This window comes from uncultured Fluviicola sp. (genome assembly GCF_902168135.1).
GTDB lineage: Bacteria > Bacteroidota > Bacteroidia > Flavobacteriales_D > Crocinitomicaceae > Fluviicola.
This window is the reverse complement of sequence record NZ_CABHOL010000044.1, coordinates 1-25,641: the sequence shown is the minus strand read 5'-3', so window position 1 is coordinate 25,641 and position 25,641 is coordinate 1. Positions and strand designations below refer to the sequence as shown.

The 25,641-nt window shown below is 41.8% G+C and carries 23 protein-coding genes; 11 read left to right on the top strand and 12 right to left on the bottom strand.

Features of this window, described 5'->3' with window-relative positions:
* The first annotated feature begins 49 nt into the window (after positions 1–49).
* Positions 50–460, top strand: coding sequence for an HPP family protein (locus tag QZT69_RS14960; RefSeq protein ID WP_294676650.1), 411 nt, complete (start codon positions 50–52; stop codon positions 458–460).
* A 3-nt stretch (positions 461–463) separates the two neighbouring features.
* Here the strand turns inward: QZT69_RS14960 and QZT69_RS14955 are convergent, their stop codons facing one another.
* Positions 464–883, bottom strand: a complete 420-nt coding sequence (locus tag QZT69_RS14955) for a DUF3788 domain-containing protein (RefSeq protein ID WP_294676642.1) — start codon at positions 881–883, stop codon at positions 464–466.
* A gap of 170 nt (positions 884–1,053) precedes the next feature.
* Here QZT69_RS14955 and QZT69_RS14950 point away from each other — a divergent pair, with 170 nt between their 5' ends.
* Genes QZT69_RS14950 through QZT69_RS14935 form a run of 4 tightly spaced genes read left to right on the top strand, consistent with a single transcriptional unit; the run spans position 1,054 to position 3,903 of the window.
* Entirely contained in the window at positions 1,054–1,419 is a 366-nt protein-coding gene (locus tag QZT69_RS14950; RefSeq protein ID WP_294676638.1) for a hypothetical protein, read from the top strand.
* Between the two features lie 5 nt (positions 1,420–1,424).
* Positions 1,425–2,189, top strand: coding sequence for an ABC transporter permease (locus QZT69_RS14945; RefSeq protein ID WP_294676636.1), 765 nt, complete (start codon positions 1,425–1,427; stop codon positions 2,187–2,189).
* Positions 2,186–2,956, top strand: a complete 771-nt coding sequence (locus tag QZT69_RS14940; protein WP_294676631.1) for an ABC transporter ATP-binding protein — start codon at positions 2,186–2,188, stop codon at positions 2,954–2,956. The genes QZT69_RS14945 and QZT69_RS14940 overlap by 4 nt, the downstream gene beginning before the upstream one ends.
* A complete protein-coding gene (locus tag QZT69_RS14935; protein ID WP_294676623.1) occupies positions 2,953–3,903 on the top strand; it encodes an MlaD family protein in 951 nt (316 codons plus the stop codon). The genes QZT69_RS14940 and QZT69_RS14935 overlap by 4 nt, the downstream gene beginning before the upstream one ends.
* A gap of 241 nt (positions 3,904–4,144) precedes the next feature.
* On the opposite strand, the gene QZT69_RS14930 is transcribed toward QZT69_RS14935, so the two are convergent.
* The 4 genes from QZT69_RS14930 to QZT69_RS14915 form a co-directional block, all read right to left on the bottom strand.
* A complete protein-coding gene (locus tag QZT69_RS14930; protein WP_294676611.1) occupies positions 4,145–5,185 on the bottom strand; it encodes a hypothetical protein in 1,041 nt (346 codons plus the stop codon).
* 5 nt (positions 5,186–5,190) lie between these two features.
* Positions 5,191–5,673 (bottom strand): T9SS type A sorting domain-containing protein, encoded by a 483-nt coding sequence (locus tag QZT69_RS14925; RefSeq protein ID WP_294676607.1) that lies wholly within the window; start codon positions 5,671–5,673, stop codon positions 5,191–5,193.
* A gap of 312 nt (positions 5,674–5,985) precedes the next feature.
* The gene (locus QZT69_RS14920; RefSeq protein WP_294676602.1) at positions 5,986–6,165 is read right to left on the bottom strand and encodes a hypothetical protein; all 180 of its coding nucleotides are present in this window, start codon (positions 6,163–6,165) and stop codon (positions 5,986–5,988) included.
* 191 nt (positions 6,166–6,356) lie between these two features.
* Positions 6,357–6,803 (bottom strand): Hsp20/alpha crystallin family protein, encoded by a 447-nt coding sequence (locus QZT69_RS14915; protein WP_294676595.1) that lies wholly within the window; start codon positions 6,801–6,803, stop codon positions 6,357–6,359.
* A gap of 254 nt (positions 6,804–7,057) precedes the next feature.
* On the opposite strand from QZT69_RS14915, the gene QZT69_RS14910 reads away from it, so the two are divergent.
* Entirely contained in the window at positions 7,058–9,433 is a 2,376-nt protein-coding gene (locus tag QZT69_RS14910; RefSeq protein WP_294676588.1) for an outer membrane beta-barrel protein, read from the top strand.
* Between the two features lie 16 nt (positions 9,434–9,449).
* The gene (locus tag QZT69_RS14905; protein WP_294676582.1) at positions 9,450–9,758 is read left to right on the top strand and encodes a hypothetical protein; all 309 of its coding nucleotides are present in this window, start codon (positions 9,450–9,452) and stop codon (positions 9,756–9,758) included.
* Between the two features lie 115 nt (positions 9,759–9,873).
* Here QZT69_RS14905 and QZT69_RS14900 read toward each other — a convergent pair whose 3' ends face one another.
* Both QZT69_RS14900 and QZT69_RS14895 read right to left on the bottom strand, forming a co-directional pair.
* On the bottom strand, positions 9,874–11,238 hold the full coding sequence (locus QZT69_RS14900) for a T9SS type A sorting domain-containing protein (RefSeq protein ID WP_294676575.1): 1,365 nt from the start codon (positions 11,236–11,238) through the stop codon (positions 9,874–9,876).
* An 11-nt stretch (positions 11,239–11,249) separates the two neighbouring features.
* The gene (locus tag QZT69_RS14895) at positions 11,250–12,659 is read right to left on the bottom strand and encodes a hypothetical protein (protein ID WP_294676569.1); all 1,410 of its coding nucleotides are present in this window, start codon (positions 12,657–12,659) and stop codon (positions 11,250–11,252) included.
* 295 nt (positions 12,660–12,954) lie between these two features.
* On the opposite strand from QZT69_RS14895, the gene QZT69_RS14890 reads away from it, so the two are divergent.
* On the top strand, positions 12,955–17,295 hold the full coding sequence (locus tag QZT69_RS14890; RefSeq protein WP_294676565.1) for a T9SS type A sorting domain-containing protein: 4,341 nt from the start codon (positions 12,955–12,957) through the stop codon (positions 17,293–17,295).
* A gap of 61 nt (positions 17,296–17,356) precedes the next feature.
* Here the strand turns inward: QZT69_RS14890 and QZT69_RS14885 are convergent, their stop codons facing one another.
* On the bottom strand, positions 17,357–17,776 hold the full coding sequence (locus tag QZT69_RS14885) for a hypothetical protein (RefSeq protein WP_294676555.1): 420 nt from the start codon (positions 17,774–17,776) through the stop codon (positions 17,357–17,359).
* Positions 17,777–18,030: 254 nt separating this feature from the next.
* Here QZT69_RS14885 and QZT69_RS14880 point away from each other — a divergent pair, with 254 nt between their 5' ends.
* Together QZT69_RS14880 and QZT69_RS14875 are read left to right on the top strand one after the other, a co-directional pair.
* The gene (locus QZT69_RS14880) at positions 18,031–18,357 is read left to right on the top strand and encodes a hypothetical protein (protein WP_294676547.1); all 327 of its coding nucleotides are present in this window, start codon (positions 18,031–18,033) and stop codon (positions 18,355–18,357) included.
* Positions 18,358–18,401: 44 nt separating this feature from the next.
* On the top strand, positions 18,402–18,584 hold the full coding sequence (locus QZT69_RS14875) for a DUF6496 domain-containing protein (RefSeq protein WP_294676542.1): 183 nt from the start codon (positions 18,402–18,404) through the stop codon (positions 18,582–18,584).
* Between the two features lie 19 nt (positions 18,585–18,603).
* On the opposite strand, the gene QZT69_RS14870 is transcribed toward QZT69_RS14875, so the two are convergent.
* Together QZT69_RS14870 and QZT69_RS14865 are read right to left on the bottom strand one after the other, a co-directional pair.
* Entirely contained in the window at positions 18,604–21,612 is a 3,009-nt protein-coding gene (locus tag QZT69_RS14870) for a T9SS type A sorting domain-containing protein (protein ID WP_294676538.1), read from the bottom strand.
* A 30-nt stretch (positions 21,613–21,642) separates the two neighbouring features.
* Positions 21,643–22,911 carry a nitrate/nitrite transporter gene (locus tag QZT69_RS14865; RefSeq protein WP_294676533.1) on the bottom strand — a complete coding sequence of 423 codons (1,269 nt, stop codon included), beginning with the start codon at positions 22,909–22,911 and terminating at the stop codon, positions 21,643–21,645.
* 136 nt (positions 22,912–23,047) lie between these two features.
* Here QZT69_RS14865 and QZT69_RS14860 point away from each other — a divergent pair, with 136 nt between their 5' ends.
* A complete protein-coding gene (locus QZT69_RS14860; protein WP_294676520.1) occupies positions 23,048–23,503 on the top strand; it encodes a YbjN domain-containing protein in 456 nt (151 codons plus the stop codon).
* An 847-nt stretch (positions 23,504–24,350) separates the two neighbouring features.
* Here QZT69_RS14860 and QZT69_RS14855 read toward each other — a convergent pair.
* Together QZT69_RS14855 and QZT69_RS14850 are read right to left on the bottom strand one after the other, a co-directional pair.
* The gene (locus QZT69_RS14855; protein WP_294676515.1) at positions 24,351–25,046 is read right to left on the bottom strand and encodes a hypothetical protein; all 696 of its coding nucleotides are present in this window, start codon (positions 25,044–25,046) and stop codon (positions 24,351–24,353) included.
* A gap of 76 nt (positions 25,047–25,122) precedes the next feature.
* Positions 25,123–25,641 (bottom strand): prolyl oligopeptidase family serine peptidase (locus tag QZT69_RS14850; protein ID WP_294676509.1); only part of this gene is annotated, 519 nt, incomplete at its 5' end.

The window sequence follows — 25,641 nt, the reverse complement described above, 5'->3', positions numbered from 1 at the left end:
TACCCCGGGAGACAGCGAATATCCCGGTCTTTTTAAAATTTGAATACCTATGGATTTAAAATTACCCGTATCAGCAATTATGACCGCTCCGGTTGAATGTGTTGGTCCCCAGGATAAAATATTGGTTATCAAACATCTCTATGAGAGACAGCGTTTTCACCGTCATTTTCCGGTTACAGAAAACAATCATCTGGTAGGAATGGTAAGCCTTGCCGATTACATGCACGCCATTGGAGAGGCAACTCTTGATGATAACGAACCTGTTTATTCTTTGAAAAAAGTGGAAGACATTATGTCTCACAATCCGGTTACGGTCAGCAAAGAGACTTCAATTGCGGAGGCAGGGGAACTGCTTGCAAAAGGGGAGTTCAGTTCTGTAATTGTCCTGGATGGTGATCAGGTAAGTGGAATTGTAACGGCAACGGATTTAATCCGCTACTTTCTCAAACAGGGTGATTGAATATTAGTAAGCCAACTTGATCTCGATCAGGCGCCTGATATCTTCCAGTACTTCGGGATCACGGACATCAATCCGGATTCCCCGCCCTTCTGCATAAACTTTAGCCGACAGGAGCTCTTTTTTGATCGTGTCGGAAATGGTGCTGTTTATGATTGCGTCGGTAGCTTTTTGACCGAATACAAATGCGGCTTTGAAATAAGCTTCCCGTGGAAGCAGGTAAACAATGACCCTTTTTTTGTCATTGATCCGAAAGCTCCATCCAAATTTTTTTCCCGAATATTTCCATTCTTCCACGGAGTCAGGGGCCTTTTTCTGAACATAATCCCGGATGGAATTCCACAGATCGCCGGTTTTTTTCAATTCCTCGGAAAGGGCCTGATCCCCGGGAATTATTTCCTTATTGGAAAAAACACTTGTGTCCATGCGGTGAAATTAGTGAATTATAGGATGCATGACGTTGTTCGTAGTGATCAATACCGATTGAAAACAATCTGAACCCGAAGGGGAAAAGTCAACTCAGGGATTGACGAATGTCATTGTTCCCGGAAATAGAATAGAAGACATTCGTGGAATTAACTTTTAAACGGTTTGTCATGGAAGCAATTCAGATTGAAATCAATAACCATCGGAAGGTATTCGCCATCCGGGAGCTTTTCACGAATAAATTCAGGAATTTGAAACTCGAATTCTATGCAAAGCCTCATACAGAAGATGGACCACATCCCGGAAAAATTGTGCGAAATAGCAGCTTTACCGTTGGTGATTGCCGGTCGGGAGGTCAGAACGGAATGCTCATTATAAATCCGGAAATGACACCTTCAGAACTTAAGGATTATTTAAGAAACACATTTGGCCTTGAGACAGAAATTTATAAATGGACAGAAGAGTCCTGGCAGATAATTGACTCAGGCGATATGACACTCGAAAAAATGAACCGGCTGAACAATCTTTCAGTTTAGTCACGATGTGGGAGAATATTAAAAATAGCGTAATCGAAATAGGTGAAATAGCCCGTTTTTTTATCCGTTTTTTCAGAGAGTTTTTCAGAAAAGGATACGAGTTCAGGGAAATGCTTCGTCAATGTTTTTTTCTGGGTTACAAATCACTGGGACTGGTAGCAATAACAGGCTTTATTATAGGTTTGGTTATTACGATACAGTCGCGTCCCACATTGATAAAATTCGGAGCTGAAGCCTGGTTGCCAGGAATGATCTCGGTTTCTCTTGTTAGGGAAATTGTTCCGGTTATTACGGCATTGATCTGTGCAGGAAAGATCGGTTCCGGCATCGGTGCAGAACTAGGCTCCATGAAAGTAACGGAACAGATTGATGCGATGGAAGTTTCCGGGACCAATCCGTTTAAGTACCTCGTGGTAACCAGGGTAACAGCGGTTACATTCATGGTTCCATTGCTCGTTGTTTTTGCGGATGCGATTTCACTCTACGGAGGTTATCTCGGTGTAAACCTGCGTGGTGCGATCAGCTGGGATCTTTATTGGACTCAGGTGATGGAGTCCCTTTCTTTCGGAGATATTATCCCGTCAATTTCCAAAACGTTCTTTTTTGGTTTTGCAATTGGAATTATCAGCTGCTATAAGGGATACACCACACAACATGGTACGGAAGGTGTGGGAAGGTCTGCAAATGCAGCAGTTGTTGTTTCCTCCCTGATGGTATTTGTGCTGGACCTGGTAGCTGTTCAGATAACTGATTTATTACAACTGATATGAGTTTGAAAACCGGATATGGAACTGAGACCGAAACTTCGGAGACCGTTATTTACCTGGAAAATCTCTGTAAATCATTTGGGGAAAATCACGTGCTTCGCAATTTCAACCTGAGATTAAACAAAGGAGAGAATATAGTTATCCTGGGAAGGTCCGGTTCCGGGAAATCGGTATTGATCAAATGCATCATCGGTTTGATAAAACCCGATTCCGGAATTATCCGTGTATTGCAGCAGGACATGTCTGGTATCGGTCTTCGCGAACTGGACCAAATACGCTCCCGTGTGGGATTCCTTTTTCAAAGCAATGCGCTTTATGATTCGATGACTGTCAGGGAAAATCTGGAGTTTCCATTGCGCAGGCATCGGAGGGAAATGTCGGAAGAGGAAGTGGCCCGGCTTGTTGAAGAAGCATTAACCAATGTGGGACTCCCTCACACTATCAACATGATGCCATCGGAACTTTCCGGTGGAATGCGCAAGCGCATCGCGTTAGCCAGAACCCTGATTCTTAAGCCGGAAATAATTCTGTATGATGAACCAACTACCGGTCTTGATCCGATTACTGCCGGAGAAATCAGTGATCTAATGATTGAACTTGGAAAAAAATATCACACCTCGTCGATTATTATATCACATGACATGCATTGCGTAAAGAAAGTCGCGGAAAAAATTGTAATGCTGATAGAGGGGAAATGCTATCAGGAAGGTACTTATGAGCAGCTCAAGGCGTCCGAAAATGAAGCCGTCAGAAAATTTTTTGAATCATGAAAAAAGAAACCAACAGAAATATCCGCTTAGGACTTATTGTATTAATAGGGACGCTTGGAATTATCGCTGCACTATACTACGTGGGGAGCAAACAGCGTTTGTTCGGAGATACGATCCATATCAGGGCAGAATTTTATAATGTTAACGGACTCAGAAGTGGAAATAGTGTACGCTATGCAGGAATAGACGTTGGAACGGTCGATGAGGTCGAAATCGTTAGTGATTCTTCCGTAATGGTTATTATGTCGATTGACAGGGATGCTTGCCGGTTTATCCGGAAAGATGCCGTGGCAGTTATTGGAACCGATGGATTAATGGGGAATAGAATTGTTAATATCAATGCTTCACACAGTACAGCTCCGGAAATAAAAGAAGGAGATAAATTGCTTACATACAGGTCTGTAGAAATGGATGCTACGCTTCAGACTCTGAATAAAACAAACCAAAATTTAAACGTGATATCGGCAGACTTGCGGGTTATTTCCGGTAAACTGAATAGTGACGGATCATTGCTGAACCTACTGCTTGACCCTGCTGTATCAGCCGATGTGCAGTCGGCGATCACCCATTTTAGGTATGTAGGGGAAAATACGGCGGTGCTTACGGGAGACCTGCGTGCAGTGGCCCGGAATCTTCGTGAAGGAAAAGGAACTGCAGGTCTGATACTGGGGGACACGGTTTTGAGAAATAATGTTAGTCGCACAGTTGTCAATATCCGTTCACTGACAGACAGTCTGGCGATTGTTTCAGGAAATCTTCAATCCTTGTCCGATAACTTGAAAAATGGCCAGGGAATCGTTCGAGTATTGTTCACAGATCCGGAATATCTGAAGAAATTTGATTCCATCCTGATGCATTTCGAGAATGGAGCAGATGATTTTGATGAAAGTATGAACAATTTAAAACATCGGTGGCCCTTTAAAGAAAAGAAAAAAGGAAAGCGCTAATCTGCCGGTCTTAACATAGCTCCACCAAATGTTGTGTCAAAACCATAGCAAAAAGCACAGCGCTATTTTCTTTCAGTCGGAAATCTTCATCCATGTATTTTTTTCGGATGGCTCCATTCAAATCTTGATTTTCATAAAAGCACATGCTGAAACCAAATACAATGCGTTTTATAACCTTACAAAATAACAAAGGCCATGAAACGAATTCCATGGCCTTCAGAGCGGTTTATCGAACTTTGAACTAGAATCTACGAACCGCTCTTATTTCAAAAGTTGCTGCTTTGTTGATGGTGAGAATGGATGTTCCCCCGGGAGTAATCACCACCGCATTTGCATCGGTGTTGTTTGCTTCATTGGAACTCCAGTAAGGCGATGTAAGCAGGTTGGTTCCGCCGTTCGCCGTTGCAGTTGCATCAATAATGGTGTAGTTGGCACCGATAAGCTCTAACTCTGCCTTTGTTGGAAGATACCAGTCGGAATAAGTAACAGTTCCTTCAGTGATCTGCAGTTCATTACAGGTTGCTGCAGCATAAGGGTTGCCGTCATCACCGATGGAGATTTGTGCCGGAATAATAATCGTTGTATTCGCAGCACCTGCATAAATACCATTTCCGTCGGCACGCGTTTTACCGTAAGTACCCGCAAACCATCTCACGGTAGGTATGTCGTTTTTGGCAACTACCAGTCCGTGCTGTCCGCTTTCGTCTACATAGCATACTACACCGCCTTGTGCAAAATCTCCTACTTCATATTTCACCAGACCGGCAACATATCCCATGCCTGCAATGTCTGTGGAATCAGTGTGATTGTTCCAGTTTGCCGTATCTATAGCTGTTATTCCGGATGCAACGGAAGCGCCGAAGACCGGATCGTTTTCGTTGGCACTGTTTGCGTGCAGTGCGTAAGGAACGCTTAATAACTGGGTAGTTCCTGTAATCGTATAATTTGTTCCGCCTGCAGGATCTGTTTCGGTTTTCACAAAGTAAGGTCCTGCTGACCAGTCGATTCCCGAAAAAGTACCTGAAACAACCGTTCCGGCCCCAATCTCAATGCTCACTAAGCCATTGATATTTGAAGTAGGGGTTTGTGTTTCCTGGTAAGTCACGGTTCCGCCCGGACTTCCCTGTAAAATGCTGACAAGCATGCCGATATTCTGGTTGGTTACCAGTGTGTTGGATGCATTGCGGATGACAGCCTGGTAGCTCATTTTTTGCGGTGCCTGTGAAAAAAGGTTGAAGGCAAGTAATAATAAGATTGCGGTATTTAATATGCGTTTATTCATGGTGTTTAGTTTTTAATGATTTGGAATTCTTTTACTAACTGACCGTTATCAGTTACTTTCAATAAATAGGCGGCCGGAGCCAATTGGTGCATGGAAACACCCGTTTCATGCTGGTTGATTTCCCTTTCTTCGATGAGTTTCCCACGGGTATCAAAAAGCTGGTAAGTAAGCTTTTGATTCGCGTAATCACTCACTGAAATGGTCATGCTTCCGTTGGTTGGATTTGGAAAAGCAGCAAGCTCCAAAGTGATGCTGTGATCTTCCAGACCAACTGTGGTAAGGATTTCATAAGGCTGCTGAACTCCCTGGTTTACTTCTCCGCTCGGTCCGGAATTGGAAGTGTAATCAATTTGTCCGATGGTGTAACTGCATGTTCCTCCTGCACCCGAGGCTTCATTCCCCGCGGCCGGTAAAGCTTGTTGTGCATGAAGTCCACCTGAGCTGGCAATAAGGAGTGTTGCAGCTGCAATGATTTTTCTTTTCTTCATAGTCTTGAATATGTGTGTTCAGATTTAAGACGCTTATCCGATTTCGGAGTTGCACGAATCATTTTTAATCACATTTTAGCTGTTTATCGTTGAATTTTTGATGTGGTGAACATTCGCGGATGTCGATTTGAAATCATTGTTGGCCATTAAAAAGATTGCTTCTTTTTTATTTCATAGGGTTTTGAAACTGTTCCAAAAAACCAGAAGATTACTTTTTGAAAATTAAAGATTTAACCTTTTTGGCTGATTGGGATTAGCTGTGAACATGCACAATTACACGACCTGTAGGAATAGCACAGAATCTTCCAATCATTACCCGTCCTTCACATCTTTTTGAAGAAGTGACAACCAGCCGATCTGGTTAGCAATCCCGAAAAGTGTTAATCCTGTAGTGTTTGTAAAACGGCTACAGGATTGCATTTTGGATCCTGATCCCTCCTTTTCGTGGATTGGTCCGGATCGGTTGGTTGTCTGAAAGCTGTAATTGTGCAAAAGGCGTTTTTGCTACTTTTTGGGCCTCGGCAAGAGGCCGCAAAGCGGGTGAAGACGAAACAGTGACAAACGTTAGTGCGAAAACTGTAAGGTAAGTAGGGAGACAAGAGGATATTAGAGGTGTTGGAAGTTTAACCAAACAAAGAGGCTGTCTTTTTAAGACAGCCTCTTTGTTTGTATTGCGCAACAGATTACGCAATTTCAATCAGTTTGGGAGCTTTTTTGGCTTCTTCCTTTTTAGGAATAGACAAGTTCAGCAGGCCATTTTCATAACGGGCACTTATTTTATCCTGATCTACCACATCTTTTGGAAGCTGAAAACTTCTCTGGAAGGACTGATAACTGAACTCCCTGCGTGTATAGCGATCTTCTGTTTCCTCACTGCTTTGCTGCTTGAAGGAAGAAATCGTCAGCAGGTTGCCGTCAAGCGTAATCTTGAAATCTTTTTTGTCCATGCCGGGTGCCGCAACTTCAACTTCGTAATTTTCACCCGTCTCCCGAATGTTCACCGATGGCATAGTTGTGCTTGTTGAAGAATAATTGTTGTTTCCCCAGTTAAAAAGTTCGCGTCCAAAAAAATCGTCGAACATCGGGGAAAATGAGGGAAATCTGTTCCCATTCTTTTTTACCAGATTCATAACCAACTTTTTTAGTTAAACAATAATTATAAATAACTTACAATCAGTTAGAATCAAACAAAATGCCAGTCAGAATAAAGCTGATATTTTTTCAGTTTCAGTGACAAAATTTCAGGTTTTCTGAAAATTTTTCAGCATCTCTGAACACAAATCAGATGTTTAAAATGTAACTATTTGTCAAATTGTTTTTTATTAGACTAAAATGCTTTAATTAGCATTTGGAACTACAGTGAAAACTCCTTTAATGTCCCTGGATGAAAGTACTAACCGCGTACCTCCTTTTTCTTTTTCTGCCCGTCTGCCTGTTGGCTCAGTCACGTTTGAGCGGGAAAATCTCAGCTTCATCCGGTGTTTCATTTACCTATTGTAAACTGGTGCTGGAGAAGGATTCTATCGGTCTTCAAACAACTCATACCGATTCTACCGGTCATTTTGAGTTTGGCAGTCTGGCAGATGGCAACTACCAATTGCACATCAAAGTGCCTTTTAAATCGATTGATACCACAGTTAAGGTTCAGGGAAATACTCAGTTTGATTTAACGATAGACGATGGTGGAGTGTTGGAAGACGTGGTGGTTGTTGCAAAACAGCCCATCATTGTCAGAAAGGTCGACCGTACGATTTTTAACCCTGCTGATATCCCGGCATTGGCTGGTGGAGATGCCGCGGACGTGATTGAATTTGCTCCGGGAGTTTATATCAGTGGTGATCATATCAAGCTGGCCGATGGAAAAACAGCCCAGGTGATGATGAATGATAAGCTCATTCCTTTGGACGGTGCTTCTCTCATTTCTTTCATCCGCTCTATTCCAGCGGAAGATATCCAGTACATCGAAATAATCCCGATTCCACCGGTTAAATATGCTGCTTCTGTCCGCTCGGGATTGATCAATATCAAATTGACTGTCGGTTCCAAAAGCCGGTTGAGCAAAGGGAGTGTCCGCGGAGAGATCGGTCAAAAGTTTTACTCCCAGCAGGAAGCTTCGGGCAATTATGCTTATCGTAAAGGGAAGTTCAGCTTGTATACCAATGCAAGTTTCAGTAATGGCAAATCCCGTCCGAAAGGTGAAAAGAACATCGATTTTGATACCCTTCAATGGGATGAATATAGTACGAGTTTGTCGCAATACCGGGATTTCAGGGGAGCGCTTGGCATGAATTACGAACTGAATTCAAACACGGAAATTGGTATCCTGGGTTTTACCAGTTTTAACAGGTACATATACAGCAGTTTAAGCGAAATTGAGAAAAGAGCAAATTCGGGGGGGCTGTTTGGGTTGATTGATAATCAAACGAAAGATGGATCGGACAATGGGAAACATTCTTTGAACCTCAGTCTTGCAAAACGCCTGGATACGCTCGGTAAAAAGCTTGATTTTAATGTCGATTACACCAACTATAACAACCGGCAGCGGATCAATTATGAAACCGAATATTACAATACGGACCAGGTGGATTCATTGAGTTCTCAGACTAACCGGTTGTCGGCAAATGCCCATTTTTTATCCGGCGGATTGGATTACGTGCATCCGATCAAAAAGATCACACTGAACTTTGGGGTGCGTTATTCCTATACCGACAGCAGGAACGACCTTTCGGTATTCAATAATCTTTCCGACCCGGAAACGCCTGATACACTGAAAAGCAATGGGTTTAACTATTTGGAGCACATTCAGGCGGGTTACGCAAGTGTGGATTGGAAAATCAGAAAATGGTCCTTCCAATTGGGATTAAGAGGGGAGAATACGATGTATCGGGGAAAATCCCCAACTACCGGGTTTGAAACAGCTAATAATTACTTCCAGCTGGTTCCCAAAGTTTTTGCGATGTACGAAACCAAGAAAGGGAATTCATGGAATTTTTCCTACTCCAGGAATTTTTACCGTCCCGGGTATGATGAGTTAAATCCTTTTCGCTATTACACCTCCAGCTTCAGCTATAGAGTGGGAAATCCCCTGTTGAAACCGTCTGTCCATCATTCCATGTCGATCACTACGAGTGTGAAGGATTTCACTATGAACCTTTACTTGGGGTATGATCACAAAGGCTCAACCACTGTCACCATTTTTGATAACGCGACCCAGCTGCAGCAAACTACTTATGCGAATCTGTATTCAAGCCGGTCGGCAACGCTTGTGTTTAGTTATTACAAACTAATCAAAAAGCGAATTTCAATAGATGCAATGATTCTTGGAAGTTTCTCGAACACCAGCGTTAATCAGGTCATTGAACGTCAAAATATCAACAATTTCGTGGGGATATTGAACCTGGATTTCAGTTTTGTATTGGATAAACGGGAAAGCCTGACCTTGAAAGCTTACGTTTCCTATGTGAGTCCTTCGTACCAAAACATCACACAAAATATTCAATACCCGTTTACGGGGTTTTCACTGACCCAAAACCTCTTGAAGAACCGCGTTTCCCTGAAACTTTCAATGAGCGATCCGTTTCGTATATTGCGGTTTAAAACAACCACCCGCACAAACCAAACCGTGGTGAAGGATGATTTTTACTACGATACCCAGTCAGTTCGTTTTTCGTGCTCCTTTAAGTTTGGCAACAAAAGACTGAATGTAAACGAACGCAGCGCAGGCTCAACGGGAGAAGCAGGCAGGGCGGGGAAGAAATAAGTTTAAAACAAAGAATATGAAAAAGTTAAAGGCAATGATGTGTGTGCTGACACTCTCATTTTTAGGAATGGCAAGCAGCTACGGGCAAAAGAAATCATCGGTAATTATTTCAGGTACCAATACAGCAAGGTATACTATTGAAATTGTACAACCTGATTATAAGTTGGAAAGCAAAGAGATGGACCGAAGAGAAGTTGATTTTTTGGTTGCTTTGAAACAGGAAGTAGATATTTGGTTAAATCAGGGATATGAGATTGAAGATGTTACCATGAGTACTATAGGATCCGTTGAGAGGTTTTTGTTTGTATTAATCAAAGAAGAATAAAACGTAGCAGATAAAATGGATGAAGGAAGGATAATACAACCTAAAGGAAATGGTAATTCATGTGAAATCCCCGACCCATCCGGACCGGGGATTAATCAATATGACTTCATTCTTCTCAATCCCTGGAGATCACCACTTTCTCATTAAAAATGGCTTTCGGAGTTGTTACCTCGATGAAATAAACACCGTTTGGCAGCTCGCCGAAATTGATTTGCTGGTAGTGATAATCAATCGGAACGGCAACAACCTTTCCAGCCGGATCCAGGATCCGTATTTGAGTGATCTTTTCATCCGTCAGGATATTGACAACGCTTTTGGCAGGATTGGGGTAAATGCTGAGCCTGCTATCCGTTTCAGAACAGCTTGAGAGGTAAACCGGTTCATGCACGGTCGTTGTACCGTTGTAATCCGTTTGGGATAAGCGGTAATACATGTCTCTTCCCCGATTGGATGCATCAACCCATAAATAATTGCTTAAATCGCTGGTTGTCCCGCTTCCTTCAATGGTGGCAGCTGTTTGCCAGTCCTGCGCGTTGAGACTGCTTTCAATGCTGAAATAGTCGTTGTTATACTCACTTTCAGTACTCCATCGAAGGACAGCTTTCTCCTGTTCACAGTTTGCAGCGAAAGTCACTAGTTCAACCGGCAGAGGGTTTGTCAGGGTAGACGAAGCCAGTGTGAATGGTCCGAAACCTGTTACGGCAGCTGAAGAAACTACTGTTCCTGCTGCTGTTGTACCAGTTGTGCCACCGTTTCCTTTATCCGTCCATTGAGCGCCGTCCCAGCGAGCTACGCGAAGATCTGAAAGGTTGGTAACACCGCAGCTTCTTGTATCCCAGCTGAGTGTTACTGCCACATCGGAAGATCCCGTGGTCCGGTCGAGCATCCAGTACTCACATTCGGAAATATGGTTCAAAGCCGGTTCAAAACTCGATGTTGGGTATGTTGGAGTTGGTGACACCTGGAAATATTCGGCAGTGAATTGGTCTGTTACGACCCCGGGAGCCCCAATGGCAATGGGGGCATAGACCACGTTCTTTCCGGTTGGGAATACAAATGCCGTATTTCCAAGCTTAGCAACCGGACCGGATACGAAGCTGTTATTACTTGCCCCGCTGGCAGCCGATGTGCTGGTCATTGTTAATAGATTGACAGCAGTAGTATTGAGGTACCCGTCTGTAAAAGTCAAAGTTCCTCTTACATTCAGGGCCTGGGCAAGTGTTACCCCGGATGCGCTGGTATTGTTAAGAAGCAGGTTCTTCAAAGTAGTAACACTGCTTCCTCCGAAAGTTTGTAAGCTGGATCCCGCAAGGGTTACGAGTGTGCCCGAATCAGCGATAGTCCCGTTGTTGGTGACATCGCCATAAATCGTCACATTCGCACCGGTAAATGTTCGGATATTTCCCGAATTGGTGAGCTGGGCATGAATCCCGGCTGTTCCGGTGAGGAACAAAAGGCAACTAATAATGAGCTTTTTCATGACCTTCTGTTTTATTGGATCGACAGGTTCAACGTTTGAACAGTAACACTCGTCGTTGCAGTTTGATTTGCTACCCAAACTTCAATATAGTCACCCGGTGCCATCGTCACCCAACAGGAAATTGGAACAGCAACCTGGTCAGTGCTGTTGACAAGTTTGACGTCCTGGCGCGACTCAGGAATGACCACCCCGTTTTTTGCAATGTAAAAGGAAAAGAACCTGTTGCTGTTGGGATTGCTGATGCTCATTGCGCCTGAAACGTAGAACGAGCGTGTCTTACTTCCTGAATAAGTGAGCCTGTTATTGGCAGGACTCGTTACGCGGAACAAATTGGAAGAAGTTGTTGTTCCCTGTGCTTTTACCGGTGTGTCTGAGGCTGAAAAGGTCGTTGCGACGGGGGTTGAGATGTAGATGTTTCCCCCGGCTACTTCATCCTTCTGTGTAGGAAGACCGTTAGCTTCCACTTCCCAGGCGTTGCCAAAAGTACCCACCACGTAAGTTCCTGTTCCTATGAACATGATAACTTTTGCTGATCCGGTATTAATGCTTGTTATTCCACTGATGTCTAAAGCTTTGGCTGAGTTTGCTGAAGTAGTTAAACGGTCACCACCCAGTATTTGTATGACATTGAAAGTACCCACAAATTTTTCGTAGGTATTCGAATTGGAGGCATCCCAAAGCGTATTGTTCAGGACCACATTGTTGTCATTTTGGAGTGTGATTCCATTGGTGTTGACAAAATAAGCTACCGTGGAAAAGAATACGGTTCCGCCCACACCGGCTATAGTCCCAACGCTGCTGCTGCCGAGAAAAAAACAGTTTTGTACAAGCATGTTTTGGGCGGTTCCCAGTGCGTCGATATTAAATACACTGCCAGAAGCAGCGGTAAGCGTCAGGAAACGAATATTCCCGGTCTTGTTTCCGGTAAACAATGCACCTGTACCCGTGTAAATGAGTTTATCGTTTGCAGAATCATCCCCCTTCAGTGTACAACCGTTCAGGTCGATGGAGTTTGAAAGCGAGATTGTTCCGTTAATTTCATACTCTACTCCTGCAACCAGTGTAATTACTCCTGCAACAGGAGCAGGAAGATCTGCTGTAGATTTTACAAGAACATAATTGTCTCGTGCTACCCGTAGCATCACCCATCTGCTGGCATTCCAGTAATAATAACCGTTGGGAAGTGTTCCCCCGACGCTGTAAACCAATGTTCCTTCAGCGACTGTGGCAGTCATGGGAGAAGTGCTTGTGAGACTGTTCAATGCTACTCTCGGAGGTAAAAAACCTTTGTTGGTGCTTTCCAATTCAAGCATTGAATTGGCGTTAATTGTGTTGGGATTGTCCCCAATTTTTACCTGGGCTGTCAGTTGAATAATGGAACTTACAGCGATAGTGGTCAAAAGAAATAATTTTTTTTTCATAACTCGTATGTTTATGTTAAAACATGAAAACAACGTAAATTACTTTACGTTTTTTATTGAGTTGTGAAAAACAAGCGATAGCTAATTCATTGCAATTTATGAAAGAAAAATTTAAAAACAAAAAAAAATCGAATAGACTGTTTTTTAAAGTTCCCACGCTACCACTGTGTTAGTTGACATATCATTTTAGTTGAAAGGCTTCATAAGCAGGTAGTTGTGTGCTTTTTTTTTGAAAAACATAGGTGGCGAATGAGCAGAATTATTATTTTCGTCTAAATAATTTAACTTTAACTACATGAGAACTGCCTTCGTCGCGCTGTGTATCTTATTGGCAATAAGTATAACCACGCAATCCAACGCACAAACTTCACCGGTCAAGTTTGCCAACACTATCGAAAACTGTTCAACCATTTCAACGGACGGTTTTATTTCCACCCAGGTATATCCCGGAGCCCTTGAATACGAGTTTGAACTGAAGAATATTACCACCGGTAATTCATTGACATTGGTAAGTGCTTCCAATTCGATCCAGTTGAATGCATTTGCAAGTATCATTACTTATTCAAGCAGTTATCATACAAAAGTGCGCATCAAGTATTCCGGATCCTCCAAAGGCTCTTATACGGACTGGACGAATATGTGTGAATTTGCATTGGGACTGCCTCCCAAGGAAATTGCACTGAAAGAAGGAATTTGCGGTTCGGTTATTACGGATTTAGATCTTCGGATTTCTGCCGAACCAATATACAACGCAACATGCTATACATTCTACATTACGAATTTGACAAACGGTCAAACCTATGTATCACCTTGTACAACAAATAATTTCATTTATTTATCTGCTGTGGGGATTACACTTCTTCCCGGCGATGAAATAGCTATGTCCGTAACTTATACCCTTAACGGAGAAGAATCGGAACCTTCCAAGCCTTGTGAAATGCGTTTAGACCATCAGCGAAAATTTTGTGAAGTAATACAAGAAACTTTTGATCCTGTCAGTGAACTGAAAAAGATGCAGAATGCCGGAAATAAAACGGTATCAATCAATGTCGGGACCAAATTTGTACTGACATATTTTGACGGCTCAGCATATGCAACACCTGTGTGGGCAGCTAATTCAGCGGATGTAATTAACACAGCGGTCGAATTATTGGAGGATATAGATGCATTTTTAAACCGAAATTTTGTCGATGCAAGCTGTGGAAATGTGAACCAGCGAATGGGAGTTTCTTTAAGTGCTTATCCTCAATCCTGGGTTGATCTTAATTGGTACACAAATGCTTTGGGAGTTGCATCTCAAAATGTTCAGCCCGAAGACATTAATCTCCTCAGTCAGGGGTGTTCGCAGATCCCCATGGTTCAGTTGGCAACCACTTATTTTCCATATGGTGATTACATGACAATCCCGATCGGGGCTATTTACCTCAATCCGGCAGTTTCAAACTTTAACATGAATTATCCTGGAATGCCTGCGGGTGGGGAATATGACCTTTACAGCGTACTCCTTCACGAATTGACGCACATCCTCGGGATTAATTCATCGGATTTCAAGTTCAGGGATCTGCTCTATGCGGGGGCAACTCCATTGAATGCTCCGGGAATTTTTGATTGCGACCCCGATCCGAATTTCAGTACACTTGCTGTTTCCGGCTGTACTAACATAAGTTGTATAGGTAATTACACCAATGATCCTGTTTATGCGCCTCCGGTATTTGATCAGGGCAGCTCATTATCTCACTTTCCGGATGTTTGTTCCGGTTCGCCATTGGGGAATAATGTAATGAACCCGGGAATCAGTATGGGACAGGTGAAAAGGTTCTATCATCAAAGGGAGGTGAACGCACTGCAGGATTTAGGCTTTAACTTTACAAACCCTTTCAACGGCGTTAACTATACGTTGAATAATTCAAACTATATTGTTGGTAACCACGATGGATTGCTGGTTCAATCGTATCCGGATGAAGGTTTTCTTTGTGACGGGGTTACTTATACACCGATTGTTCATACGATTTGTGATTCCTGGCCTTTAAATCTGACACCTTTGGTAAATGATATGAATGCTACTTTCATCCAGGAAGCGGTTGTTAAGACCGGGAATGCAAACGCTTCCGTTACAATTACAGGTGCTAATAATGATCAGCTGAACTTTACGGCAACACAACCAGGTGTTTACACGATCGGTTATTTACCGGCAAGCACAGACCGTGAAGGTCTTCCTACTTATATCCAGGTCTATGTTCCTGCGTGTAGTGAAAGCGACCTGGATGATTTAACCTGCAATGATACACCTGAGTGTAATCAAATCTGTTTTGGAAATGTCTATGAGCATATCTTATTAAGTGGTAATCAGTTTATATTTCCTGCGATTTATTCGGATAATTCATTCAAATTCAGTTGTAATTACCAGGAAACCGATCAGGGATCAACACAGGAAAGCTGTTATTCATCGCTCTTCTTTTGGGTAAATACAAATCCCGGAGAGAATTATTCACTTTCTTTTAGACGCAGTTATTCTGAAACAGGCGCCACGTCTTTGGGGAATCCCCATGTTAAGTCTTACGCATATTTGGTAAAATCATCAGATATGATCAATGGGCAGGTGAATCAATCCAGTAATAATTTTGTCTTGCCGGCGAATAAGCAGCTGGTATATGAAGAACTATTTACTGCTGATAACTATCCGATTGAAACATCTTCTTTCTGTTTTGCGGCAAATGATGATTATGACATGTTGGTTTTTTACAATGAGCAGATTAACAATTTCAGCTATATCAGAAGGGGGGATGTGTTGGTTAGAGACCTGGAATTTATGAAAAAAGAAGTTCCGGTTTTACCAACGGAGCTTTCAGGTTGTGTACCACAGACACTTTCACTTGGTCAAAACTTATGTGCAGTTAGCACGAATACTTTTTCCTGGATATCCCAAAATAGCAATACGGTTCTTAGTAGTAATCAAGTCTATTCGCCGGGTACTGTAACAACGGCATTGGACGATAATTACATATTTAATATATCTTATCCGGCTTTGCCATCTACAGTTATTACACCTTCCCAAAACAGTTCTTGTAATTTTTCCGATACGGTTGATATTACGTTTATTGAATGTTGTTCAGGAGGTCAGACCTTTACTCATCCGATGACATGTAATTCTGCCGGAAGGACTTTTGGAGCAGATGTGGACGGTGATAACTCAGGCGCTGTTTATTACAGCGGGGCAATGGATCCTGACATTACATTTGGCAGCCAGACAGTTTCTTGTATTGCCTTGAATGCATTGGAAGGCTTCCTGGTAAAGTTTGATGATTTTTGCTTAAGCTGGTTGGTAAGAACCGATTTCCTGTACAGCAAACTTGAAGTGAGTGATGCCGGAAGAGTTTTCTACCTGGGAGGCGTTGATCCTACAAAATTCAAATATTTAGCACAATTTAATGCTGCGAACGGATCTGTTGTTTGGGCATGGAATGCTCCTCCAGGGGCCCAGATTACGGATTTTGTACTTGATGAAGCGGCATCACAGATTATCGTTACAGGGCGTATGACCGGATCCGGATTCAATTATATGGGAACAACGATTCCGGGAACGGTAGATGATATTTTTGTTCTGAGAATTAGTTACAGCGGAGCTTACGTAGCTCATTCGGTTATACCTGTAATCAGCTCTGTTTCCGAATCAAGAGTGGCACTTAAAAATAATAATCTATTTGTTAGTTTTGCCACATCAACGACGCTTTGGAGACTAGTCAAATTGGATTATACTACACTTGCTCTTTTAGCATCTCCTGCACCTGTGCCGATTTCAAGTCCCGGAGGGAACTTTGTTTTCAATACTCTTGAAGTTGAAGGCACAAACTCCCATGTGATGGCTCAGTTCGTTTACGATAATCCGGTTTCATACAACGGAAGTGTGCTGTTGAATGCTTCGGGTGTTAAACGCACGGGATATATCAGAATCGATCCGAATACATTAGGTGCGCTCTCTGCGATCTATCTTGCAGATATCGGTTTTGTACAGGGGTATATGTTCGGGTCTGATATGGACGTTTCGAATGGAAAGGCGGTATTTACATATAGAAATACACTGAATGAGGTACACGTGAGGGCAGTAAATACAGCAACCGATGCAACGCTTTGGGATAAAATGACGGTAGGAATAGGTGCCTCAGACTGGGCGGCTGTCAAGGGAGTCAAATTTGCTGCATCAAATGTTTACAATACAGGCTGCTTCTGGCAGAATATCCTGATCGACAATACGAATCCCTTAAGTACCATTAATCCCAATACAACTTCCTTCTATGGAATAAAATATCAGGAAAATAGCGGGACAATAACTGCTCTTTCCGTGAATGATGAAATAACGGAACATCAGAATAATGCTGAACTGGAAATCTTGGGTCTTAATAACCTGACGGATGGAAATTGGGTGAGTTTATTCCCGAATCCGGGGAAAGGACTTTTTACAGTTAAAGCGGAAGGAAGCTACCGCATCACAATTCGTGATATTCACGGAAAAGTGGTTGATCAGTATGAAGGAATAGACCAAAGTAAATTCGATATCTCCGAGCGCAGCAATGGAATCTACCTGGTTGAGGTTACCGGGGAAAGACGTACACAAATTTTCAAACTTATAAAGGAATAAACAAAAAGTTTTTTGGTTGTAGAAAGGAGTCCTTTAGAACAGGACTCCTTTCTCATTTATGTTATCCTGCCTCCTGGTCTTCCGGTCTGCCATCAATCGGCGGATTGGTATTTGCCTTCTCAATTTCTTCTACCTGCTTCACAAATTCGGAAACTTTCAAATCCGTATAAACACCATATGCATCCGTTAATGTCCCCTTTTCACCCTGACTTGTTTCAACCACGTAAAGAATGGCATTGTCGGAAGGGTCAGATTCGCCTTCAAAGCGGTAAAAATTAATGATTTTCACTTCTTCCGGTGAATACACCTCATGCGTCTCCAGTGACTCCAGACCGTTTTTGGTAGCTTTGAATTGAGTTACGTACCCATTTTGTGACAGTTTCCGTGTAGTGGAAGAAAGTGTTTTCATAGAATCGTGGTCGCTTCCTTCTCCTTTATCGGGTCTGTCCTTGAACTCGTTGATGCTGTCTGTTGTTTCCATCTTTTCGTTATTTAGTAATTAATAAAACTTAGAACAACTAAGTGGATCGAGTGTCTTCTAAAGTTAAGTCATCCGATCCCCGGGAAAAAGTCTTTTGTGATCATTTAGGATAATTTGGGACTTCCCGCATACGAAAAACGGATCATGAAAATGAAACATCGGGGTAAGTTAGCAGCACATTTGTATTCAACTTAGCGGATTTTATAAATGTTTTGGTTTTTTGGATTTGGCTAAAAACGCTTCTACCTTTAAGTATGGAGTTTGAAGTAAATGCAGTACAATGGATTGGGATCTGTTTGCTGATAACAGGTCTTGTTTTGAATACGGCAATCTTTATCTTTTCGTATTACAAGATTGTGGCAGTTATTCACGAACAACAGGAAAAGAAAGGATATGAGAAGAAGAGTTTTCCCATTATACGGTTTATTTTCCGGTTCCGGAAAGTATTGAAAGAACTTACCGAAGAAGAGCACGAACACAATTTCGAATTGGTGATTTCCTTTCTCAAGTGGACTTTGCTGATTGCAGTGATCATGATCCTGTTAGGACTTCTGTTATTCCTGATCGGCTTCTTCTTTTGACACTTAATTAGTCCTGGTGTCCTAAAGTCTTAAAAACCAATGTTATGGCAAAATACAGTAAGAAAGCAGGCGAAAAGGTGGAAAAAGCCATGCATGAACTAAAAGAAGGAACCCTTAAAAGTGGTTCTGGAAAGAAAGTAACCAGTAAAAAACAGGCAATAGCGATCGGTCTCTCCGAAGCACGTGAAGAAGGAGCGAAGGTTCCCAAGAAGAAGAAGAAATCATGAAATACTTATCGTGTAAGAATTAATTTACAATGAGCTTCACGCGGCTTTCGTACCCGTCGGTATTGATTTTTAAGACATAAATACCTGGTATCTGGACAAGCATCCACTCGAAAGTGTCTGTTTGAGAGAACATAGTTTGCTGAAGTATTTTACCGTTAAGGTCAATCAGCTGAACATCAATATGTTTGGCAAGTTGTATCAGGCTTACAAAAATTTTCCCATTAGTAGGGTTTGGTATAACCTGGATAGTGTTTTCCGGGAAGATTTCTGAGACCTGAAGCCCTTCTACCACGAAACAGGCACTTGTATCAATACAATTATCGGTTGCCACCACAACAGCATAACTTCCGTTGGCTGTTAATGTAAGAGATGAACTTGTTTCTCCCGAAATCGGAGAAAAATCAGCAGTACAATTTAACCATTGATACGAATTTCCGGTAGTAGTTGCTGCTAAAGTAAATCCGTTAAAAGTGATGCCCGGCAGCGGGTCAACCGTTAAATCCAGAGTAGCAATCGAGTCGCATCCGCCTGAGGTAAGTAAAGTTTGAGTATAGTTTCCGGATGTGGTGTAAGTACTTCCATTTGTCCAGGTGTAACTTCCGCAGGCTTCCATGACAGTTATTGACGAAGAAGAATAATTGACGTTTAAATGCAATGTACGTATGGAATCACATCCTGATTGATTACTGAATGGTTCAATATACGTGCCCGAAGAAGTATAGGTAGTGTTGTTGACCGGCCAATAATACTGATCACAGGCAATGATGTTTTCTGTAATAAGATTTGAATGGTTAATTGTTAAATTCAATGTAATTATCGAGTCACAACCTACAGCATTTGGAATAGTAGCAGTGTGCACTCCTGAAGTAGTATACGTTTGTCCGTTGATTGGCCATGTATACGTATCACAAGCCACAGCATTTTCAGCTGAGGAGGTTGAATGAATAATTATCAGATTCAAGGTCACGGTAGAATCGCAACCGTATGAATTTTGAGTAACGGCAGTATAAGTTCCGGAATTGGTATAGTTAACTCCATTGGCAGGCCAGGTATAATGATCGCATTCCGTTCGGCTTTCTGATCCCGAATTGGGAGTCCCGATTGTTAGGTTTAATACGACTAAAGAATCGCATTCATGAGAACTGGTTAAAAGATGGCTGTAGGTGCCGTTAGTCGTGTATGTTGTACCATTAGTCGGCCATAGGTAAGAATTACAGGCAGAAATATTTAGAGTCGTTGTATGTGAGGGGTAAATGGTCAGATTCAGAGTGATGATTGAGTCACAGCCAATTGAATTCGGAAGAATATAAGTTGCATTATTGGTGGAGGAAGTGTAAGTTACTCCGTTGATCCATGTGTAAGAACTGCATGCAGCAGCGACGTCCGTGTAATATGAATTCGGAAGAATGGTTAAATTGAGATGAATAATACTATCACATCCATTTGCAGCAGCGTCTGCAAGAGCGTAGGTTGCAGTATGATTGCTTGAGGTATAAGTGACGCCGTTTATCCAGGTAAAACTTCCGCATGCAGTATGTGTTGCAGTAGATTCGCCCGGAAAACATTCGTTGATACGATACACATATGCTGCCATAGGTACACCGTTTTGAGTATAAATAGCTGCACCCGGATCAAAATCTACGATTTTTGAGTATAATCCGCAGGTATAAATATATCCTGAATCTCCCAAATGTATGGAAAACACCTCGTCCTGATCGACACCACCATAAGCATAAGCCCAAATTAATTCTCCTGCAGGAGTAAGTTTGGTAATGAATGCATCATCACAAACATAAGGGAATATTCCGGCTCCTTTGGAAGTCAAATTATAAATACCTGGCCCAGGATCAAAATCAGCAGTTCCATCTAAAGAACCTGTCAAATAAATATTTCCCAAAGTATCGATGTCAAAATCACGTGCTGATTGATTATCCTGTCCTTTAATGATGTCGACCCATACCAAATTACCTAAGGTATCTGATAATTTAACCAAAAAACCAGTAAAGAAACCTGTCGGGGTAATGGGCTCCATGACTACACCAGGTCCCGGATCAAAGTCCACAGGAGAATTAGTCGATCCGGAACAATAAACATACCCCAAAGGATCATGTTTGATCGTTGCAATGCCTTCGGAACCCTGACCATGAAAAACAGATGTCCAGATTTCATTTCCAGAAGAATCCAGTTTTTGTACAAACAAATCCTGCCAGGAACTAACCGGCGTATAATTTAAGGTATCGGGTCCGGGATCTAAATCAACAGTCCCGCTGAAGTATCCCCCGATATACATATTATCGTCGCCATCAAAATCTACTGAACTAATCTGATCTGTGCCCGCACTCCCTCCATAGCTTTTTGCCCATTGAAAATCACCGTTTGCGTTTAATTTACAGAGATAACCGTCTTGATAACCCGCAGAAATCAGGTTGTAAACACCAGGTCCCGGATCAAAATCAACGGTATTATGGTAAAATCCCATCAACATCAATGTGTTGGGGTTGTTCATTTTGATATCGAAAACCAATTCGGCGCTTATTCCTCCGAACGATTTTGCCCATACCAGGTTTCCGGAACTGGTGAGTTTAACAATGAAAACGTCCTGAGCGCCTGTAGAAGTAAGGTTAAATATTCCAGGTCCCGGATCAAAATCAACAGTGCCTTCGAATTCACCGGAGATATAAATATTTGCCAAACTGTCTATTGTAATAGATTTTCCAAGGTCAGATGAAGCGGATGAACCGGAAAATCGCTTTGCCCACACAAAATTTCCAGCTGCAGATAGTTTCAAAACAAAGATATCTGTCCCGCCAATTCCACCGTTGAGCATGAAAGTTCCCGGTCCTGGATCAAAATCAGTATTCCCGCGAAAATATCCGGTAGTGTAACTGTTTCCGTCAGAATCTATAACCATATCACGCGCTCCCTGGAAAGTTCCAAGTTTTGTGACTTTCGCCCAATCAAAATCCGGGATTTGGGCGTGTGCAAAAATGGTTGAGAAACAAAGAATTAGGAGGGTAAGTGATTTCATGAAGCGTATTTGAAGCAAAAATAAATCATTTCATGGAAAGTTTTTGTTCTTATGATACATTTTCGCATACCACCAACCGGCTATTCCCCCAATCAGTGAAAAAACAGCCAGCATCCAGAATACCTGCTGATACCCGCTGATTCCTTTGGAGCCATCAAGCAGATAACCCATGGCAGGACCTGCAAAAATATCCGGTGTGTAACCTACAAGCGAAATGATCCCTACAGCTGTTCCTGTTAGTTCTAATGGAACCTGTCCTTTTTCCATAACAGCAAAATACAGGCAGCGTGCGGCGTAAACTCCAAATGCCGTGATCAGTATTGAAACCAGGAATAAAAGTAAGGCTGATCCCGGAACAAAACCCAGGGCGAAAATCAGCGCTCCAAAAAAAGAGACTACAAAGCTGATAAATAATAATACGGTAGTTTGCCAGCGGTCGGCCAATATCCCGATAATTACACCTATGATCGGTCTGATGAATAACAAAAAAGTTCCCACTTTAGCGGAATCAACGGAGTTGTACTTCATTACATCCTGGGCATACAGGGAAAAAACATCCGTTATTTTATAGCCTACATAAGCACATAAAATAATGATCATCAATAACCAGGCTGCAGGTAATTTCAAAACACGAGTTACCTGTGAGAAACTAATCCGGTCGACCTGATGTTCTTCCTCTGTTTTGGGGTCTGATTTCATAAAAAACCAAACCAGTATCCCAACCAAAATAATCATCCCGGATGAAATGAGAATGACCTGTCTGAAAGCTTCTTTATTCTCTTCTATACCGGTTCCTGAAAGATTAGTACCCAGGAAAAGAGCAAAAACAAAAACGCCCATTGTGGCAAACAATGCTCCAACCAAACCGCGCCCGCCGTCCAGGAAACCAAAAGCTTTTCCCTGCTTTGCTGTTCCACCCCATACTCTGGCGGCTTTAATCATGGGTGCCCAAAACAAGAAAATAGTTGTAAATCCCCAATAACCATAAAGGATTTTTAGAACCGTAAATTCAGGGAACATGGCATAAACAAATCCCCCGAGTGCAGTCAGCCACAAAGCAGTAGCAATTAATTTCCGGGGTGCGAATTTATCTGCCAGCGGACCGCCCAACAAATAGGATACCAATGCAACTATTCCGTAGATTGAAAAGCAGATCCCCAATTGGAGATTATTCAGGTTAAAAGCTTCCAGTACAATCGGACGGAATACCCGTGAAAGCACAAACGGAAGTATGAATACCGATTCACCTGCCAGGATAAGTAATGCCAGGAAGTACCACGGAGCCTTTTTCGGATTCATTGTTTTTTCAAGATTTTGACTATTAAACTTACGCATAATTGATTTAAAACGAATACTAATCTCATTACCCAATAGTCCTGAGGTCTTAATATCGCGAAGTCTTGACACGAAAAACTTTTTTTACTAATTTTCCGACATGAGTTTTGATGCATCAGCTTTCTTAATTGAGCAGAGTATTGCTGAGTTAGGAGTAGATCCGGGATTATGCCGCGGCGAAAAACCCGGACAATGGAATTTGACCTATAAGGGGTCTACTGTGTGGATTGATATTTTCAATTTTCCGCAAAACCCGGATAAATATTATTTCCAGGTAATGAGTCCGTTGGTGGCGGTTCCCGATCGCAACCAGGAAGCTTTTTTCAAAAATTGCCTGGAGATCAATCATACCATGTACGGTTCCTGGATCAGTATCAAGGCGGATTGGACTTATGTGCTTTGTTTGCGGGAAGCAGATAACCTCGATAAAAGTGAGATTGATGCAACACTGGATCGTGTGGCATTCTATTCCGCAGATTATCACGGTAAACTGACTTTCAAGTTTGAGGGAAGCTGGGATCCGAAACCGAATAATAAACCGGTGAATTTTAATTGATGATACTCGTCCCGGTCAACCGGGACGTTTTTTTTGATATTTAATGATCAATAAAATCAAACAAGTGCGATAAAGTTTTTGTGCTTCTTTTCAAATGTTAAAACTATCTGCACCGAAAGTTATATCTAACTATAGAATTACGCTATAAACTGATTGTGTTTAGCAACTATTGTCCCTGCGCCTCAGTTTAATGATCTCAGAAGTGAATATCAAGCAAAAAAAAGAATAGTAAAATATAGTTATCAGATAATTCATTAGATAGAGCAGTTCATTGGGATCAGCCCCATGGATATTAAAGGCGTTGGTAATATTGGAAAGAAGAAAATAAGACAAAATGTTTAAATCTATTTTTAGTTGAAATTTTATATTATCCGATTTCGGATTAATTAGGATGTCTGTTAGGTGGAGAAGGGTTGCTATGAAAATAATGATGTCTATCATCCTGGAAGTATGGATACTCAAAACCGAATTTGGGTCAAAGTAATCCATCCAAAGGAAATGGGTAAGGAGAATCAAATACAATAAGATGTAAGAATATTTTTTCCAGATTTTTGAGGTGTTAATAAATAGAAATCCAAATAAGAAAGGAACGTGTAAAGAATAGTTGCTGATGATTACATAACAATTATATATCCCCCTATGCGCCATGGGAGTTGAAATTTGTTCCCCGACGAAAATAATGGTCAGGTAAAGTGTCAAAAATAAAACACTCCACTTGAAATTTCTTATAAAGGAAGCTTCTTTCCAGTCTCGGGGTAAATCCTTCACCGACTTTTTGAAATGGTATATTAATATTATTGCCGAAAGGATAGCTAACCCAAGGACCGATTGACATATAACAAAAAACTCAAACACGGCGCAATTTAATTATTTCTGCAACGAATATGCAAGGGAACGAAACGTAAAACAGGAGCATATTGATATTTTGCATCAGGAAATAAGTAACATTAATGGAATTGCCCGAAGAAATATCCGACCAATGCATCGTAGACAGGATGCTGGCAAGTAACGAAAAGACTAAAACAACCAGAGTGATCTTTAGTTTGAATTTGAAATGATCCGTTTTAGAATGGATCAGTAAATCTGTCAGGTTCAAAAGAGCAATTAAGAAAAAAACGCTGTTTAGTATCAAAGAAATACTCGAATTCGGAAGGCTGAATGGGTAATAATAACCTCCGTAGAAAAGGGATCCGATCAAGATAGCATGTAATACAATGTAGCCGTACCGTTTCCATTTGCTGTGCGTATGAATATAGAAAAAAGCAAACAAAGGAATTGGAACGAAAGTAAAACAAAGGCTGAATATAAGACCGTTGTCCAGGTGATTTATTGCAAAATAATTCAGCGTGTTTTGGTTGAGAAGGACTAAAGTCAGGAAGATTGTTATAAGACGAATACTCAACCTGAAATTTTTCCGGGTAGTCAAATTTCTCCATACTTCAGGCAGTTTAGCTTCGGATTTACACAACTGCTTCAAATAGAAAACAGAAGTAATGATTCCCAGTAATAAAACTACCAGGTATAGAATAAAAATAATCAACACGTTTGTTTAAAATAAAGCTGCGCAGGTCAAATATACAACAGGTTTCAAAATCTTTCAATGTTTGGTTCCAAGAATTCTAAGGGAAGTAAGTATTCACAAACAACAGTATTTTCGCAATACAATCATTCGACTGCTGAGTGTTCCAATTCCCGTGCCCTGCTCCCTGGTACATCGTTGCCTGGTTATAAACGTTGTTAGCCGTTAATGCATCATGCAGTCTGGACATTTGCGAAGTCGGGACAAGCGGATCCAGTTCTCCGTAAAAAGAAATGGTTGGAGGTGAGGCTGCCGTAACACGAAGTGCGGGACTTACAGCTTCAATTCCGGCCTGGTTTTGCGTGCCTCCGCTGATCAATGTGGGGTAAACCGAAGCATAAAGCGGATTGTTCAGGTAATTCGGATCGGTCATGTCACTCGGGCCAACCGTATTGCAAATTCCCTTTACATAATGGTTCGGATCAAAACCATAGGCATAAAGCAGGGAAAGATGCCCGCCGGCAGAAGCTCCGAACAGGAAAAATTGAGAGGAAACATTGTATTTCGGAAGGCTGATTTCATTCAGTGCGGCCTGAATATCATCTATCTGTTTCGGATA